Annotated in this window: 15 protein-coding genes; 10 read left to right on the plus strand and 5 right to left on the minus strand. The window is 54.7% G+C overall.

Going from position 1 to position 15,111, the window contains the following annotated elements:
• The first annotated feature begins 163 nt into the window (after positions 1–163).
• Complete coding sequence (clpB, locus tag FEE96_RS10550) at positions 164–2,782, plus strand: ATP-dependent chaperone ClpB (RefSeq protein WP_138162989.1); 2,619 nt, start codon at positions 164–166, stop codon at positions 2,780–2,782.
• A 54-nt stretch (positions 2,783–2,836) separates the two neighbouring features.
• Here clpB and FEE96_RS10555 read toward each other — a convergent pair whose 3' ends face one another.
• Positions 2,837–3,232, minus strand: a complete 396-nt coding sequence (locus FEE96_RS10555; RefSeq protein WP_138162990.1) for a hypothetical protein — start codon at positions 3,230–3,232, stop codon at positions 2,837–2,839.
• Positions 3,233–3,440: 208 nt separating this feature from the next.
• Positions 3,441–4,052, minus strand: a complete 612-nt coding sequence (locus FEE96_RS10560; protein ID WP_246079393.1) for a hypothetical protein — start codon at positions 4,050–4,052, stop codon at positions 3,441–3,443.
• Between the two features lie 51 nt (positions 4,053–4,103).
• Between FEE96_RS10560 and FEE96_RS10565 the strand changes: the two genes are divergently transcribed.
• On the plus strand, positions 4,104–4,598 hold the full coding sequence (locus FEE96_RS10565; RefSeq protein WP_138162991.1) for a MarR family winged helix-turn-helix transcriptional regulator: 495 nt from the start codon (positions 4,104–4,106) through the stop codon (positions 4,596–4,598).
• Positions 4,585–5,301, plus strand: a complete 717-nt coding sequence (locus tag FEE96_RS10570) for a TlpA family protein disulfide reductase (RefSeq protein WP_138162992.1) — start codon at positions 4,585–4,587, stop codon at positions 5,299–5,301. The genes FEE96_RS10565 and FEE96_RS10570 overlap by 14 nt, the downstream gene beginning before the upstream one ends.
• A 278-nt stretch (positions 5,302–5,579) precedes the next feature.
• Here the strand turns inward: FEE96_RS10570 and FEE96_RS10575 are convergent, their stop codons facing one another.
• Positions 5,580–5,960 (minus strand): winged helix-turn-helix transcriptional regulator, encoded by a 381-nt coding sequence (locus tag FEE96_RS10575; RefSeq protein WP_138162993.1) that lies wholly within the window; start codon positions 5,958–5,960, stop codon positions 5,580–5,582.
• A 103-nt stretch (positions 5,961–6,063) separates the two neighbouring features.
• Between FEE96_RS10575 and FEE96_RS10580 the strand changes: the two genes are divergently transcribed.
• Both FEE96_RS10580 and FEE96_RS10585 read left to right on the plus strand, forming a co-directional pair.
• The gene (locus FEE96_RS10580; protein ID WP_138162994.1) at positions 6,064–6,366 is read left to right on the plus strand and encodes a DUF1330 domain-containing protein; all 303 of its coding nucleotides are present in this window, start codon (positions 6,064–6,066) and stop codon (positions 6,364–6,366) included.
• 530 nt (positions 6,367–6,896) lie between these two features.
• Positions 6,897–8,474, plus strand: coding sequence for a TadE/TadG family type IV pilus assembly protein (locus tag FEE96_RS10585; protein ID WP_138162995.1), 1,578 nt, complete (start codon positions 6,897–6,899; stop codon positions 8,472–8,474).
• 282 nt (positions 8,475–8,756) lie between these two features.
• On the opposite strand, the gene FEE96_RS10590 is transcribed toward FEE96_RS10585, so the two are convergent.
• Positions 8,757–9,572 (minus strand): peroxiredoxin family protein, encoded by an 816-nt coding sequence (locus tag FEE96_RS10590; RefSeq protein ID WP_171021671.1) that lies wholly within the window; start codon positions 9,570–9,572, stop codon positions 8,757–8,759.
• Positions 9,573–9,664: 92 nt separating this feature from the next.
• Between FEE96_RS10590 and FEE96_RS10595 the strand changes: the two genes are divergently transcribed.
• Both FEE96_RS10595 and FEE96_RS10600 read left to right on the plus strand, forming a co-directional pair.
• Entirely contained in the window at positions 9,665–10,261 is a 597-nt protein-coding gene (locus FEE96_RS10595; protein ID WP_138162997.1) for a TetR/AcrR family transcriptional regulator, read from the plus strand.
• Positions 10,258–10,905, plus strand: coding sequence for a TVP38/TMEM64 family protein (locus tag FEE96_RS10600; RefSeq protein WP_138162998.1), 648 nt, complete (start codon positions 10,258–10,260; stop codon positions 10,903–10,905). The genes FEE96_RS10595 and FEE96_RS10600 overlap by 4 nt, the downstream gene beginning before the upstream one ends.
• A gap of 23 nt (positions 10,906–10,928) precedes the next feature.
• Here the strand turns inward: FEE96_RS10600 and FEE96_RS10605 are convergent, their stop codons facing one another.
• Complete coding sequence (locus tag FEE96_RS10605) at positions 10,929–11,366, minus strand: DUF302 domain-containing protein (protein ID WP_138162999.1); 438 nt, start codon at positions 11,364–11,366, stop codon at positions 10,929–10,931.
• Positions 11,367–11,481: 115 nt separating this feature from the next.
• Between FEE96_RS10605 and FEE96_RS10610 the strand changes: the two genes are divergently transcribed.
• From FEE96_RS10610 to msrQ, 3 genes are all read left to right on the plus strand, one after another.
• Entirely contained in the window at positions 11,482–12,975 is a 1,494-nt protein-coding gene (locus FEE96_RS10610; protein ID WP_138163000.1) for an FMN-binding glutamate synthase family protein, read from the plus strand.
• Between the two features lie 68 nt (positions 12,976–13,043).
• Positions 13,044–13,946: a protein-methionine-sulfoxide reductase catalytic subunit MsrP gene (gene msrP, locus FEE96_RS10615; RefSeq protein ID WP_138163001.1), complete on the plus strand. Its 903-nt coding sequence runs from the start codon at positions 13,044–13,046 to the stop codon at positions 13,944–13,946.
• A complete protein-coding gene (gene msrQ / locus FEE96_RS10620; RefSeq protein ID WP_138163002.1) occupies positions 13,946–14,566 on the plus strand; it encodes a protein-methionine-sulfoxide reductase heme-binding subunit MsrQ in 621 nt (206 codons plus the stop codon). The genes msrP and msrQ overlap by 1 nt, the downstream gene beginning before the upstream one ends.
• Positions 14,567–15,111: the final 545 nt, after the last annotated feature.

Genomic DNA, 15,111 nt, shown 5'->3' on the forward strand with positions numbered 1-15,111 from the left:
CAAAAAGGAATGACGTCTGTCAGTAGTTTTCTCATCTTTTTAGTGGACTATACCACTTGAAGGGGAGGCGGGACTTCCCACATTGATGTTTGAGGCCCAATTCGGGACGCGCTGCCTAGCGGGCGTTCCACATTTTTGGGGCGCTTGTTAAAAGGAGAGACAAATGGACTTGAATAAGTTCACCGAGCGAGCACGTGGTTTCGTGCAGGCGGCTCAGACCATTGCGGTGCGGGAAGAGCATCAGCGGCTGGTCCCCGAGCACATTCTAAAAGCACTGATGGATGACGACCAGGGGCTGGCAAGCAATCTGATCAGCCGTGCGGGCGGGGTGCCATCGCGCGTGGTAGAATCGCTGGACGTTGCCCTGTCGAAACAATCCAAGGTCAGCGGTGATGCAGGCCAGATCTACATGGATGGTCAAACCGCCAAGGTGATGGCCGAGGCTGAAAAACTGGCGACCAAGGCGGGCGATAGTTTTGTGCCGGTTGAACGGGTGCTGATGGCGCTGTGTATGGTGAAATCCAAAGCCAAAGAGGCGCTGGATGCCGGAGGCGTATCTGCGCAGAAATTAAACGAAGCCATTAACGACATTCGCAAAGGTCGCACCGCTGACAGCGCCAGCGCCGAAGACGGCTATGACGCGCTCAAGAAATACGCCCATGATCTGACCGAGGCCGCACGCGAGGGCAAGATCGACCCTATCATTGGCCGGGACGAGGAAATCCGCCGTGCCATGCAGGTCCTGTCACGTCGCACCAAGAACAATCCGGTTCTGATTGGTGAACCCGGCGTGGGTAAAACCGCCATTGCCGAGGGCATGGCCCTACGCATCGTCAACGGCGATGTGCCGGAATCCCTGCGTGACAAACAATTGCTGTCACTGGACATGGGAGCCCTGATTGCCGGTGCCAAATATCGAGGTGAATTCGAAGAACGGCTCAAAGCGGTCCTGACCGAGGTGACCGAAGCCGCGGGTGAAATTATCCTGTTCATTGACGAAATGCATACCTTGGTTGGCGCTGGCAAGGGGGACGGCGCGATGGACGCCGCCAATCTGATCAAACCGGCGCTGGCGCGGGGGGAGCTGCACTGCATCGGTGCCACCACACTGGATGAATACCGCAAATACGTGGAAAAAGACGCCGCCCTGGCCCGTCGTTTCCAGCCGGTGGTGATCTCTGAGCCAACAGTGGAGGATACAATTTCGATCCTGCGTGGCATCAAAGAAAAGTATGAATTGCACCACGGTGTGCGGATCTCGGACTCGGCTCTGGTCTCGGCGGCAACTCTGTCGCACCGTTATATCACTGACCGCTTTTTACCGGACAAGGCCATCGATTTGATGGACGAAGCCGCCAGCCGTCTGCGGATGGAAGTCGACAGCAAACCCGAAGAGCTGGACCAGCTTGATCGTCAGATCCTGCAAATGCAGATCGAGGCCGAAGCCCTGCGGCTGGAAGATGATGCCGCTTCGGTAGATCGTCTGGAAACGCTTGAGGTCGACCTGGCTGAGCTACAGGAACGCAGCGCCGAGATGACCGCCCAGTGGCAGTCGGAACGCGACAAGATGGCTGGTGCACGTGACATCAAAGAACAGTTGGACAAGGCCCGCGCTGAACTGGGTATCGCCAAACGCGAGGGCAATCTGGGCCGCGCGGGTGAGCTATCTTATGGTGTGATCCCTGATCTGGAAAAACAGCTGGCCGAGGCCGAAGACCGCGAGGGCGAAGGCCTGATGGTGGCCGAAGCCGTGCGCCCGGAACAGATCGCTGCGGTGGTAGAGCGTTGGACCGGTATTCCCACCTCCAAAATGCTGGAAGGCGACCGCGAAAAACTGCTGCGGATGGAGGATGAACTGCATGGCCGGGTCATCGGCCAGAACGATGCCGTCACCGCTGTGGCCAATGCGGTGCGCCGTGCCCGTGCCGGCCTGAACGACGAAGACCGCCCGCTGGGCTCCTTCTTGTTCCTTGGGCCAACGGGTGTTGGTAAAACTGAGCTGACCAAGGCCGTGGCTGACTTCTTGTTCGACGACGAACACGCCATGGTGCGCATCGACATGTCGGAATACATGGAGAAACACAGCGTTGCCCGGCTGATCGGCGCGCCTCCGGGTTACGTCGGCTATGACGAAGGTGGTGCCCTGACCGAAGCCGTGCGTCGTCGCCCCTATCAGGTGGTGCTGTTCGACGAGGTCGAAAAGGCGCATCCGGATGTGTTCAACGTGCTGTTGCAGGTGTTGGATGACGGCGTGCTGACCGATGGTCAGGGCCGCACCGTCGATTTCAAACAAACGCTGATCGTGCTGACCTCGAACCTTGGGGCGCAGGCGCTGAGCCAATTGCCCGAAGGTGCCGATGCGTCGGAAGCACGGCGCGACGTGATGGAGGCAGTGCGCGGTCATTTCCGGCCCGAGTTCCTGAACCGTCTGGATGAAACCATCATCTTTGATCGCCTCAAACGCGAGGATATGGATGGTATCGTCGACATTCAGCTGGCGCGCCTGATCAAACGTCTAGCCGCCCGCAAAATCACGCTGGCATTGGACGATGAGGCCCGCACCTGGCTAGCCGACGAAGGCTATGACCCGGTGTTTGGCGCACGTCCCCTGAAACGGGTGATCCAACGCGCCCTGCAAAACGCACTGGCCGAAATGCTGCTGGGTGGGGATGTCAAAGACGGCGATACGGTTCCGGTATCGGCCGGGGCTGAGGGGTTGATCATCGGCGACCGTGTCGGATCCACCAACCGCCCCAAACCCGACGACGCGGTGGTGCACTAAAAAGAAAGAGGCCCGTCAGAAATGGCGGGCTTTTTGCAAGACAGATCAGTACAATTACGCCTTTTTCATAGCGATAAGCTCATTCGAGGTCTTAGAGTGAGTTGCCAGCCAGCCGTCTCTATCAAAAGCAACTAGTAGCGGTGCGCCGAACTGTTCAGAGAGATCGAATTTGCTTCCATCGTCTCTGATTAGATCTATGGAAAACCCGCCAACAAGCTCGTAGTTTGAGAAAAAGGCCGCCAACGCACCTTCAGCTGCTGCCATTGCAATCTGGCGCTCGCGAAGGCTCAATTTTTTTGGCGTTTCGTGGACTTGCTTGTTCAAGGTATGCAAATCGGCATCACTGGAATTCAAGGCCAGAGTTGCAGCCTGAACACCTTGATCAAATGCATTGGCTACGACGTCTCGGGCAAACATGTCGATAGCACTTTCAGTCTCGTTTTGATCCACATCAATTCCTTTGGTAAATGGGTAGTGGCATCGCGAGGAGATGCGCGGCTGCTAGTTGCTCTTAGTTGATAATGGAATGTGTAGGTTTTCTCAAACCAGCGTCGGGCCGAGGGGGTAAGCATCCTCACGGTTTGCTAGAGGCAAACCTTTGGCTCGATGGGGGGGCTGTCAAATCGTAGGGGTGGCATTTGCAAGCTGTTATAAATCTCTATCCCGTAACCGCTTCCCGCGCCATCCGCTGCTCCTGCTTGCGTCGCAACACATCCATCCGCGGCTCCCAGTTATACCGGGTGTCCTCAACCGTTAGCGACCAGAACAATTCCCCGCCATCGCGCCAGGCGTCCAGAACGATACCACCATAAATGTCATCCCCGCGTGCGGCGATCACGGCGGTGCTGTGGTCGATCAGAAAGGCGACTTTGGGCTCTGCAATGGCGCGTAGCATCACCAGGGTTTTGAACTCTTCTTGGTTCAACCGGGTCTGCATGTCCTCAGCGTAATGATAACACAGCCCCCGGTCCTTGATCCCGGCGTTGACCTTGCTGTTGTGCACCAGTGGCGCGGTGGTGACGCCATAGTCTTGTGCCAACCGAGTCGAATAGCTGTATGAAATTTCGGCGGCGCGTCGGGCCTCACCCGGGTCCACATCGGGACCAAGCGCCTGAATTGCCAGTGTAAGCTCGCCAACGGGGTCGCTGGACGTGGTAACCGGCGCGGCGCAGCCGCTCAGTATCAGGGCGCCAAACCCGATCATTATAGAAATCAGCCGTTTCATCTTGTCCTGCTCAACGCCACTTCGCCCAGTGCGTGTTCGCAACATGCGGAGTAGCTGCGACTAACACAAGGTGTTTAAGGTTGCGGATGGCAATAGTTGTGTTATACACTTAATATGAACTATGAACGCCAAATCCTACACTGGGTGAACCGGCTCGGCTTTCTTACCCGCAAAGAAATTGTTGCGCGCTTTGGCGTGGCGGGTTTTGAGGTCAGTCCGGAAGAGTGGGCACTTTTGTTGCTCCTCAACGAAGGCGGGGCAAAGGCCCCCAGTGAAATCGCCGAGATCACCTCGAAGGATCGTACAACTGTCACGCGGTTGGTTGATGGGATGGTCCGCAAAGGTCTGGTCAACCGGATCCCAAATGAATCCGATCGTCGAAGGATGGTTATCGAACTCAGCGCGTCCGGGCACAGCCTGTTCGCCAAACTGGCCCCCATCGCAAAAGGTCTCATTGGTGATGCCATGGGCGAAATAGGTGAGGATGATGCCCAAATCACTCTCGCAGTGCTCAAGAGGATGACATCAAACCTGCAAGGCGCTGACCTGTCTTCGAGCAGCAAAAAGGAGACCCAAGATGCCAAGCTATAACTACGATGAGTTTTCGCCGGATGACTATGATTTCGATACGGTCGAAGGCCCTGTCGTTGGGCAAAAGGCCCCTGATTTTGAACTTACGACAAGCGATGGGCGGACGAAGCGATTGCTCGATTTTGAGGGCGATTTTTTGGTTCTTGAAATAGGTAGCATCACTTGCCCACTGTTTCAAAGTCGTCGGGGGATCATGCAACCACTGCAGCAAGAATTCCCACAGATTAGTTCCGCGGTGCTTTATGTCCGTGAGGCGCACCCGGGTGTGGACATTCCGGGTCATCAGAATTTTGACGATAAACTTGCTTGCGCAACCCGGCTGAAAAGTGAGGACGGTGAAACTCGGACCGTTTTTGTGGATGATTTCGAAGGGGCGGCGCATCTGGGTTATGGCAGCATGCCCAATGCTGTCTTCATCATCGACCGCAAAGGCTGCGTTCGGTTCCATGCTGAGTGGAACAACCCGTCTGCCACGCGCAAAGCGCTTGCGGCGTTGATTGCGGGGAAACCTGTGCGCGTTAAAAGCTATTTTCGCCCAGCCTTGCCACCGATCGCCCTGAAAACCTTGGGTCGGGCAGGACGCGGCTCTGCCAGTGAATTCTTCCGTGGGTTGCCGTTTTTGATCTGGACCAACCTGATCAAAAGAAACCTCAGACTATTGCTTAACCAACAGCAGGACGCCCGCAAAAGTCCGGGCTGCTAGGCCCCACCGCGCGCCCTGTTTACCACAGTTTCGTTTCTTTCCTGCAAACTGCCTCGCAATCGCGATTACCGCTGGGCCTCACACCCCCGGCACAGGAACAGGACCTCCGTTGTACCGGGGGCGCTATGGGATGCATCTACGCACGGGGGATATAGTCCTCGTCCGAACCCGCTTTGGCGACGTCGCCGCTAGTAATCAAATGCTAAGTAGACAAGTAAAACAGCAGCATCACCCGCTGGGATATGAACCCAGATGGGGGAATACGGCTGCGCAAAGCATCACGGCTTCGCCGATTGTTTGCTGGCCAGTCGTTGGGTGAACACCATCGCGATGTTCTCGCGGTTCTCCTGTGCCCAGCCATGGATCAATGCGATGGGTTCAACCATCTTTTCACCCAACGGCGTTAAGGCGTATTCAACATGGGGTGGTACCACCTCAAAAACGGTGCGATGCACCACGCCCCAGTCCTCCAAATTGCGCAAGGTTTGCGTCAGCATCTTTTTGGAAATGCCTTCCAGCCGACGGGTTAAAGCTCCGGGTCTTTGAGGGCCAAGCGATAAAGTGTAAATCAAGCCTGGCACCCACTTCTCAGACATCAGTTCCAACAACTGCCGCGTTGCACATTTCAGGTCGTATTCTTCCTTGCTGATCGGGCGCATAGCAGAAAATCTCCATGGTTACCTCAAGGTGCCTAGTTGATGTTCTGTATCCTGCACATAATTCTCGGACAGGCGAGACAATATACATGAAAGGATCCCTCAGATGCCTGCCTATATGCTGACATTTCTGCGTGTTGAAGACGTTGAAACCCACGCGCGGGACTACCTTCCCGAAGCCCATGCAATACTGCTGAAATACGGCGGTAAACCCTTGGCCGTGACCGAAGATTTTGAGGTGATCGAAGGCGCATTACCAACAGGACGCCTGATCCTGATGGAATTCCCCAGCAAAGAGGCCGCCAGAAAGTATTATCTTGGCCCCGAGCATCGACCCTACAAGGACATTCTCGATAAAACGGCGTCCTGCGATCTTGCAATTTTCGAAGGTACGGCGGTACCGGGGTGAGGGATTTACCTGACAGAAGTAAATCCTGCGCGCCACAGTTTTGCCTGTGCTTGATACCTTGATCACATTTGTGAACGTCGGGGAATGTCATTCGTTGATAAGCAAATTAGACCGTGAGCGAGGCTGTGGAGTAGAAGCCTTGGAATGGTGAAAATCCAGTTTGACGGGAGCAGATGGATATTATGCCTGCATCGGAAAGGTGATCAAAATAGTGGCAATGCAACCCAGACATAACGCAAAACAGTGATTTCTGAGATTGTTCATAACTGTCTCGAATTGTCGCCATGATCTTGGCGTGTTTTTATCGGGACTGGGCGCCGTTTGATGGCCTTTGCCGAGATTTCCAAAACTCTTCAATGAAAGCAATGCGTCATAAGGATGGCGAAAAAGTTGCGCACATATGAACAAAGGGTAAACAATGTGGTCGCTCAAAGGCATCCGTCACATCCTCGCCATATTTGAGCGTATTTCCGGCCACATTTCTGAATAGCGTTTATGGGGACGAGCCTTTCAGAATAGAGGATGTAGCCATGACTTGCAGAGCCAAGTTCGCAGCAAATCAAAACACCCAAAGCCATCCGATAATTCACCAGTTCAAAACCCTCAGGCGAGCCGAAGATGGGGTGTTGATCACACCTGTTTTGATTCTTCTTGCGCTCATGTTGATTGTCGGAGGGATCGGTGTCGACCTGATGCGATACGAGCGAGATCGGCTCCGTCTTCAGGCTGCGCTTGATAATGCGGTTTTGGCGGCCTCCAGTATGAACCAGCCGCTCGAGCCAGAAGGGGTAGTGCGGGATTATCTGAACGTGTCTGGCCTGCTGTCCTACCTGACGGGCGTCACCGTCGAGGAAGACACATTTCAACGACAGGTTTCGGCGACGGCGCAAGGGTCAATTGTCACACAGTTTATGCGGATGACGGGCGTTGATAGCTTGCCAATGAACCTGGGTGCCACTGCCATTGAAAACGAACCAGCCACCGAAATCTCGCTGGTGTTGGACGTGTCAGGCAGCATGAGCTTGAACGGGCGTGTCGAGATTATGCAAACGGCAGCCAACGAATTTGTCACGGCTTCATTGAGCAGGAATGTCGATCCAGAGACGGGGGACAGCGGCCCATATCAGACTTCGATTAACGTCATTCCGTTTGCCGGGCAGGCGAATCCCGGTGAAGCGATGTTTGAATATCTAGGAGGGGAACGGTTTGGAACTACCACTTCCGAAGATTACTTCCCGGAATGGGGGCAGGACACTTCCAACATTGTGTTCTGGTTTGACACAACTGGTGATGGTGAAATTGATTATTCAGTTAAGATCGAGGGCTATCCGGACGATGATGTTGAGTTGTTCAACAAGGATGATCTGGACACCTATTACCTCTATGCGCAGGACTATATTGTTCGCCTGAACCCCAGTCTTGAGGGTCACCTGTCTATGCTTGGTGCAACGATCAAGGGCGGTCTGGAACCAACCAGCTTTTACAGTATGGTCGGGGATGAGTTGGTCGATGGTCCCACCAATTACAACAAGGTGGATCTAGAGATCCCGTTCGAGGAGTTCTATGCGGGCCTTCTCCCCAATAACGTCGCCTCATGTCTGGAAATGACCTACGAAGATTTCCTATCAACCGGATTGCCTGGCGGTTCGATTGATCAGGTCCCGTATTTTGTGAACTGGGACTATGACGAGGTGACACAGAACTGGGGGTGGTGCCCGGATGACACTATGAGCATCCAATATGCACAAGACGATGCCACCAGTCTGCACAGCTTTATCGATAACCTGAGGCTATATGACGGGACCGGTACCAACTATGGCATGAAATATGCACTCGCGCTGCTTGATCCGGACACGCAACCGGCTTTCGAATACCTGAGCTCAACGGGTGAAGTGCCTGAGCAATTCAGCAATCGGCCGCTGCAATGGGATGCGGCGGACTCGTCAAAATTCATTGTATTGATGACGGATGGCCGCACCAGCGCGCAGGTCCGCCCAAGCGATACGCTGACCGAAGAAAATTCGACAACAGAACTCACTGCACGCCCATTAACTGATACCACACTGGAATCCGGGCAGGCTTCCAATCTTTCGATGTTCTTACAGTAGTGTGAACTGGCCAAGGAGAGAGGGGTGATTGTTTACACTGTTGCAGTGGATGTTGCAGGTTCTACCGTGGATGAAATCGGGGAGTGTGCTTCGTCAGTGGGGCATTTCTTTGAGGTCACCACGGAGGAGTTAGCTGACGCGTTTGTTTCCATTGCATCCTCCATTCAACATCTACGGCTTATTCAATGAAACCAAGGTTTGCCTGAACCGCTGCGAAACCCGTCTTGCTCAAGGCTCTATCTTGGCAAGACGGGTTTGGATTTGAAACGGACCGATATAAAGCTACTCAAAAACCTGGCTGACCGCCGACATCACCCGTTCAGTACTGCTGCGCAACCGGTAGTCGTCAGTCTGATCGATCCAGCGGATCACGCCGGTTTCATCAATCAGCAAAGTTGTGGGGATCGCCATGGTTTCGATTTTGAACGGGGCCAGCCCCAATGCCAGGCCGCCATAGGTGGATTTGGGATTCTTGGTCTGACCCAGCGCCTTGTGGTGTTCAACACCATAGGCGCGGATGACCGACAGGTTCGGGTCTGACAGCAAATCAAATTTCAATCCGTCACGGGACTTGTTCAGGGCTGCCTGGTCTGGAGTGTCTTTGCTGAGTGCAATGATCTGAACACCCATTTTTTCCAACTCGGGGACCATCTTGTTGAACTCTGCAAGTTCAGCGACGCAATAGGGGCACCAGCCACCGCGAAAGAATTTGAGCAACACACGCTTGCCCGCCAGCTCACTGCTGTTGAACGGGGTGCCATCCGTCGTCAGGGCTTTGAATGGGATGATTGGATCACCAACTACAACCTTGATATCACCCAACGGTGTGTGTCGCTGTGGTAGAACCCACAAAATAAAGCCGCCAAACAACAACGCCAGAACTGCGGGTATATAGACAAGGCCTCCTGCGGACCCGGCGCCGGTAAGTCCCAAATAAATCCCGGCTGCGGCTAGGGCGACACCGAAAACCAGTCTGAGTGTCAGCCCGTTGACTTTCACTGGTACAGTGCCGCGGGGAATGGCGGCAAAATAGACGGTGAGCGTCCCCATCACGAGAGCAAAGCCGGCAAAAGCGGACAAAAGAGCATAGGTATTCATGGGTGTCTCCTGTTGAGGGGCGCGAAAGGGCATGCTAGCCTTGCGGATAGATAGCTATCTATCCATGAGGTAGAAAAAACAACAGGTATCCCATGTCCCGTGCACGCAAAGCTGACCACAAAACCGTGATCGACGCCGCCCAGGCCGTCTTTTGGGATCATGGCTATCAGGGCGCCAGTACCCGGCAGATCGAAGAGCGCACCGGATTGACCCGGTTTACGCTGCAAACCTCCTACGGTGGAAAAGAGGCGTTTTTTCTGGAAACCCTTGATGCTTATATGAGCCGGGTCGAGGCGGAGCATCTGCCGGACGCAGACAACACCAGCCTTGAAGAGTTGGCCCAGTGGTTTGCGGATCGTGCAGATCCTGCGGCCATGCCACAAATTGGGGCTCAGGGGTGTCTGCTGCTGAATGCTATAACCGAGTTTGATCGCAATGGCGGAGAAGTCGACGTTAGAATTGCACACTATTTCGAGGTTCTGCATCACCGCTTTGCTCAGATCCTTGCTAAGGCAATAGAGACGGGGGAGATCGCAGCTGATTTTGATCCAGACGAAAAGGCAACACTACTTCAAAACACGCTGTTGGGGCTGTCTTTGACCATCAAGGCGCGTCCTAACGATGCCTTTGCCCAGCCATTTGCCGCCGCCGCCGCCACTATGATCCGGCAGTGGCGTGTTGGCGGATGACCTGGTCTGGCCGCAGCGTTACCCTATGGGGAATTGCTGTTGTGCTGCTTCTGAGCAGCATGCTGGCTTATGTCTCTGAAGGTACCTTTCCCACCCCCGAGGCATTGGCAGACCAGTTGCGTGCCACCGGAGCCTGGGCGCCAGTTGCCATAATTGCGCTGATGGTGTTGCACAGCTTTATCCCGTTCCCGGCTGAAATTTTGGCGATCTGTGCAGGCGCGGTGTTTGGTACACTTGTTGGTAGTGCGCTGGTCTGGGTCGGCGCCATGCTGGGCGCGCTGGCCGCATTTGGTCTGTCACGCAATTTAGGGCGTTCAGTCATTCAGAGCTGGCTTTCCAAAGGTCAGTCTGTGCGGTTGGACGAGTGGACGGACCAGCAGGGAACCTTCACCCTGTTGATCAGCCGCTTTATCCCCGTGATTGCTTTTAACCTGATCAACTATGCCGCTGGGTTGACCCGCGTAAGACTATGGACATTTGTCTGGACCACGGGTTTAGGCATTGTCCCAATCACTGTGTTGTCAGCTTACCTGGGCGCCCATATGAAAAATATGAGCTGGCCGCTGTTATTGATGATTTCAGGCGGTGGAATTGTGACACTGTGTTTGCTACAGCGTCTGGTTAAATCCCGTCGCCAGAATTGACTGAGCAGATCCCGCCCCGGGTCTTACTCTTCGATGGCTTCTTGCACGATCCCGTCCAGCATGGATTGGATCAGCTGCATCGCCCCCTCAGGATATTGCCTGAACCCTACAGTGACTTCGTCAGAGCCGGGTAGCTGGGCTATAAAGATGTCATAGGGGCAAAACACGATGTTCATGGGATCAGCTTCCATAACCTGACGCGACAGGGTGGCGGAACAGAACGAATAAACCTCGGCTGCTTCAAACAACACGACATCTGATCCGGTTGCTCCTCGGGTGCGCTCCAACATTTCACCAACATGGCTGATGTTATCCACCACCAGCCCCAGATCGGTAATCGCGTTCTCAATGCCAAAGGTGACATCGTCGAAATCCAAGGTGGTGGTATAGCTCACCATGTCCTGAGCAGTTGCCATCTGCGAAACCAGCCCAAATACGCAGGCCGCGATGATCTGTTTCATACATTTTCTCCCAATGTGATCAGCCTTGACTTGTGAAGCCCGGCAATCGCGCTCAGACTATATATCATTTCCAGGTGTGCAGTTGCGCGCCCAATTAACATATAGGAGATTTTGCATGGGTTTCGCAGCGAATGCCATAGAATTCATGGCGCTTTCTTTTGTGTTTATTTTGGGAACACTGGCCGTAGGGGCCGCGGTTCTGTTTGTGATCGACCGGTTCCAAACCCATGATGCCATACGACGTAACTATCCGGTTATCGGGCGATTCCGTCATTTGTTCAGTGAGCTGGGTGAATTCTTTCGCCAGTACTTCTTTGCAATGGACCGCGAAGAACTGCCGTTTAACCGCGCTCAGCGCGAGTGGGTTGGCCGGGCCTCATCGGGGGAGGGCAACACGGTTGCCTTTGGGTCCACCCGCAACGCAACCGTTCCCGGCACGCCAATCTTTGTGAATGCGCCGTTCCCGCCACTGGATGACCAAAGCGCGCAGACGACGGCTTTGCAGATCGGCCCCACTGCCAAGCAGCCGTATTTGGCGCCATCGATCTTTAATATCTCAGGGATGAGCTTTGGTGCCATCTCGAAACCAGCCGTTCAGGCGCTTAGCCGTGGGGCCAAACAGGCAGGGGTCTGGCTGAACACCGGCGAGGGCGGGTTGAGCCCGTTTCATCTGGAGGGGGGCTGTGACATCGTTTTCCAGATTGGCACTGCCAAATACGGCGTGCGAAACGAGCAGGGCGGGTTAAGTGATACCAAGCTGGCAGAGATTGCTGCTCATGATGCGGTACGGATGTTCGAGATCAAACTGTCCCAAGGCGCTAAGCCGGGCAAAGGTGGTATCCTACCCGCTGCCAAGGTGACCGAAGAAATTGCGGGGATACGGGGTATTCCTGCAGGCCAGGCCAGTCTTTCGCCCAACCGCCACCCAGAGATGGAGAGCTTTAGCGATCTGTTGAATATGGTTGCTCACATCCGTTCGGTGACTGGCAAACCTGTGGGGATTAAAACCGTTGTCGGGTCCGAAAGCGTCATGCGCGAGTTGTTTGAATGCATTAAGGCGCGGGATACAGACTGCGCACCGGACTTTATTACCATTGATGGTGGCGAAGGCGGGACAGGTGCGGCACCGATGCCGCTGATCGATTTGGTTGGCATGTCGGTGCGCGAGGCGCTGCCGATGGTGGCCAACCTGCGGGATGAACATGGGCTAAAAGACCGGATCCGATTGATTTCTTCCGGGAAGCTGGTCAATCCCGGTGATGTGGCCTGGGCGCTGGCTGCTGGGGCTGACTTTGTGACCTCGGCCCGTGGGTTCATGTTTGCGTTGGGCTGCATTCAGGCGTTGAAGTGCAACAAGAACACCTGTCCAACAGGCATCACAACCCATGACCCGAGATTCCAAAAGGGTTTGGTAGCCGAGGATAAATATGCTCGCGTGGCCGCCTATGCCCGTGAAATCACCCATGAGGTTGAGATCATCGCTCACTCGGTTGGGGTGTCCGAACCGCGTCAAATCCGTCGCCGCCATGTGCGCATTATGCAGGACGGTGGGCAGTCCCGTCCGATGAACGAGTTGATGCCAAGTTACAGTCCCGTCGCCGAAACGTGACAGGATATGTTTTGGTTCTTGGGCTCGCTTTGCGTATCTCGGAAGAAACGAGATGTAAGGAGACCTAGATGGCCTATCGCTGGACCAACGACCTGACCCATGACGATGTGACACCACACGGGGCGTTTTTGAACCGCCGCCAGATCATGGCGGGTGCGGCTGGATTGGGGCTTAGCGCATTGGCCGGTGGGGCGCAGGCTGAACAGGCACTGGAACCTAACAGCTGGGAAGACGTCACCACCTATTGCAACTTCTATGAGTTCGGCACTGGTAAGGGCGACCCGGCTGCCAATGCCCATCAAATGACCACCACGCCTTGGAGCGTTAAAATCGATGGCCTGGTGGATCGTCCGGGGGACTATGACTTTCAGGATATCCTGTCCGAGATGACCCTCGAGGAACGCATCTACCGGTTCCGTTGCGTTGAAGCCTGGTCCATGGTTGTTCCCTGGACAGGATTTGAATTGGCGGATCTGCTGGCTATGGCTGGGGTGCAGTCGAATGCTAAGTATGTCGCGTTTGAAACCCTGTACCGACCTGATGAAATGCCCGGCACAGCCTACCGCGTTTTGGACTGGCCCTACCGCGAAGGGCTGCGACTGGACGAGGCGATGCATCCGCTGACCCTGATGGCCACCGGCATTTTTGGTAAAGACCTGCCCAATCAAAACGGCGCACCGCTGCGTCTGGTGGTGCCGTGGAAATACGGATTCAAATCGATCAAGTCGATTGTCCGTATCACCCTGACTGACCAGGAACCGCCAACCAGCTGGAATATGTCCAATGCCCGCGAGTATGGGTTCTATAGTAATGTAAACCCCGAGGTCTCGCACCCGCGCTGGAGCCAGGCCACAGAACGCCGGATCGGCGGTGGCTTGTTTGCCAAGCGTCAGCCCACCGAGATGTTCAATGGGTACGGCGACGAGGTGGCGTCGTTGTATAGTGGTATGGATCTGGCCAAGTCATTCTGATGAGGGACCGTCTCAATCATAGTCTGCGTCGCCTGCCAACCTGGGTGATCTACCTTCTGGGTGCGTTGCCTGCTCCCTGGTTGTTCTATCAGGGTTTGACAGGCGGGTTAGGGGTCGAGCCGATCAAAGCCCTGGAGCACGAGTACGGTAAGCTGGCTCTGCAATTGCTGGTGCTTGGCCTGGCTGTAACGCCATTGCGAAAGCACGTTGGACTGAACCTCCTCAAATTTCGCCGAGCGCTAGGCCTGTTGTGTTTCTTCTATGTGTCTTGTCACTTGGCTGTCTGGTTGGTGCTGGATGTCCAACTGCCCGGACAGATCTGGGCTGACATCGTCAAACGCCCCTATATTACGATTGGTATGGCCGGGTTTGTGCTGTTGTTGCCGCTGGCTTTGACTTCGAATAACAGGTCTATCCGCCGGCTTGGGCGTAGTTGGCGAAAACTGCACCGTGCCGCTTATGCGGCGGGGCTGCTTGGTGCTCTTCACTATGTCATCTTAGTCAAAGGCTTCCAGTTTGAACCGGTGATCTATCTGACCCTCACTGTAGGGCTGTTGTTTCTGCGGTTGCCCTTTGACCGCTTGTCCGCATTCCTTCGCCCTTTCAGACAGCGCGCCTGATATTCCGGGTAAGCAGTCAGACGCATAGGCAGGTCAGGAAACTGACCTGCCTTCGGCGTTTTCCTACCTTGGTTGCGCTGGGCGACCCGGGTTTGGGAGTAGCGTTTAGTGCTGCAGATCAAACCTTCTACCAGATCTGGTGACTCGTTGATTGTTTGCGGGTTTGATGCGTTGGAAATCTCAAGTTTATTGAAAACTAGCGTGATGTTGCCTTACCTAAGTCTTTGTTTTTCTGATGATTTCATGTTTTTCCGAAGAAAAACTCAAAAAGGTAGATTTAGCGCTTGCGGGTTTGGTTGGATAACCCTAGAACCCCCCTTACCGGCGGCGCTGAGGCGCTGCTAGAGACGCTTCGGAGAGACGGAGGGACACGCTGGAGAGACAGTGGGACGCCTCGGAGAGACGGGGATGGAGGTACGGGATTAGGCGGGCGCGCTGAGAGATTGGCGCATCTGTTTGGTTTTTGTCTCTTGCTCTTTGACAAATTATATATCTGAAGAGATATGTGGGCGGTTTGGTTCATTCGATGGATCAACCTGTGCATA

The organism is Parasedimentitalea maritima, from assembly GCF_005771405.1.
In the GTDB taxonomy this organism is placed as follows: Bacteria; Pseudomonadota; Alphaproteobacteria; order Rhodobacterales; family Rhodobacteraceae; genus Parasedimentitalea; species Parasedimentitalea maritima.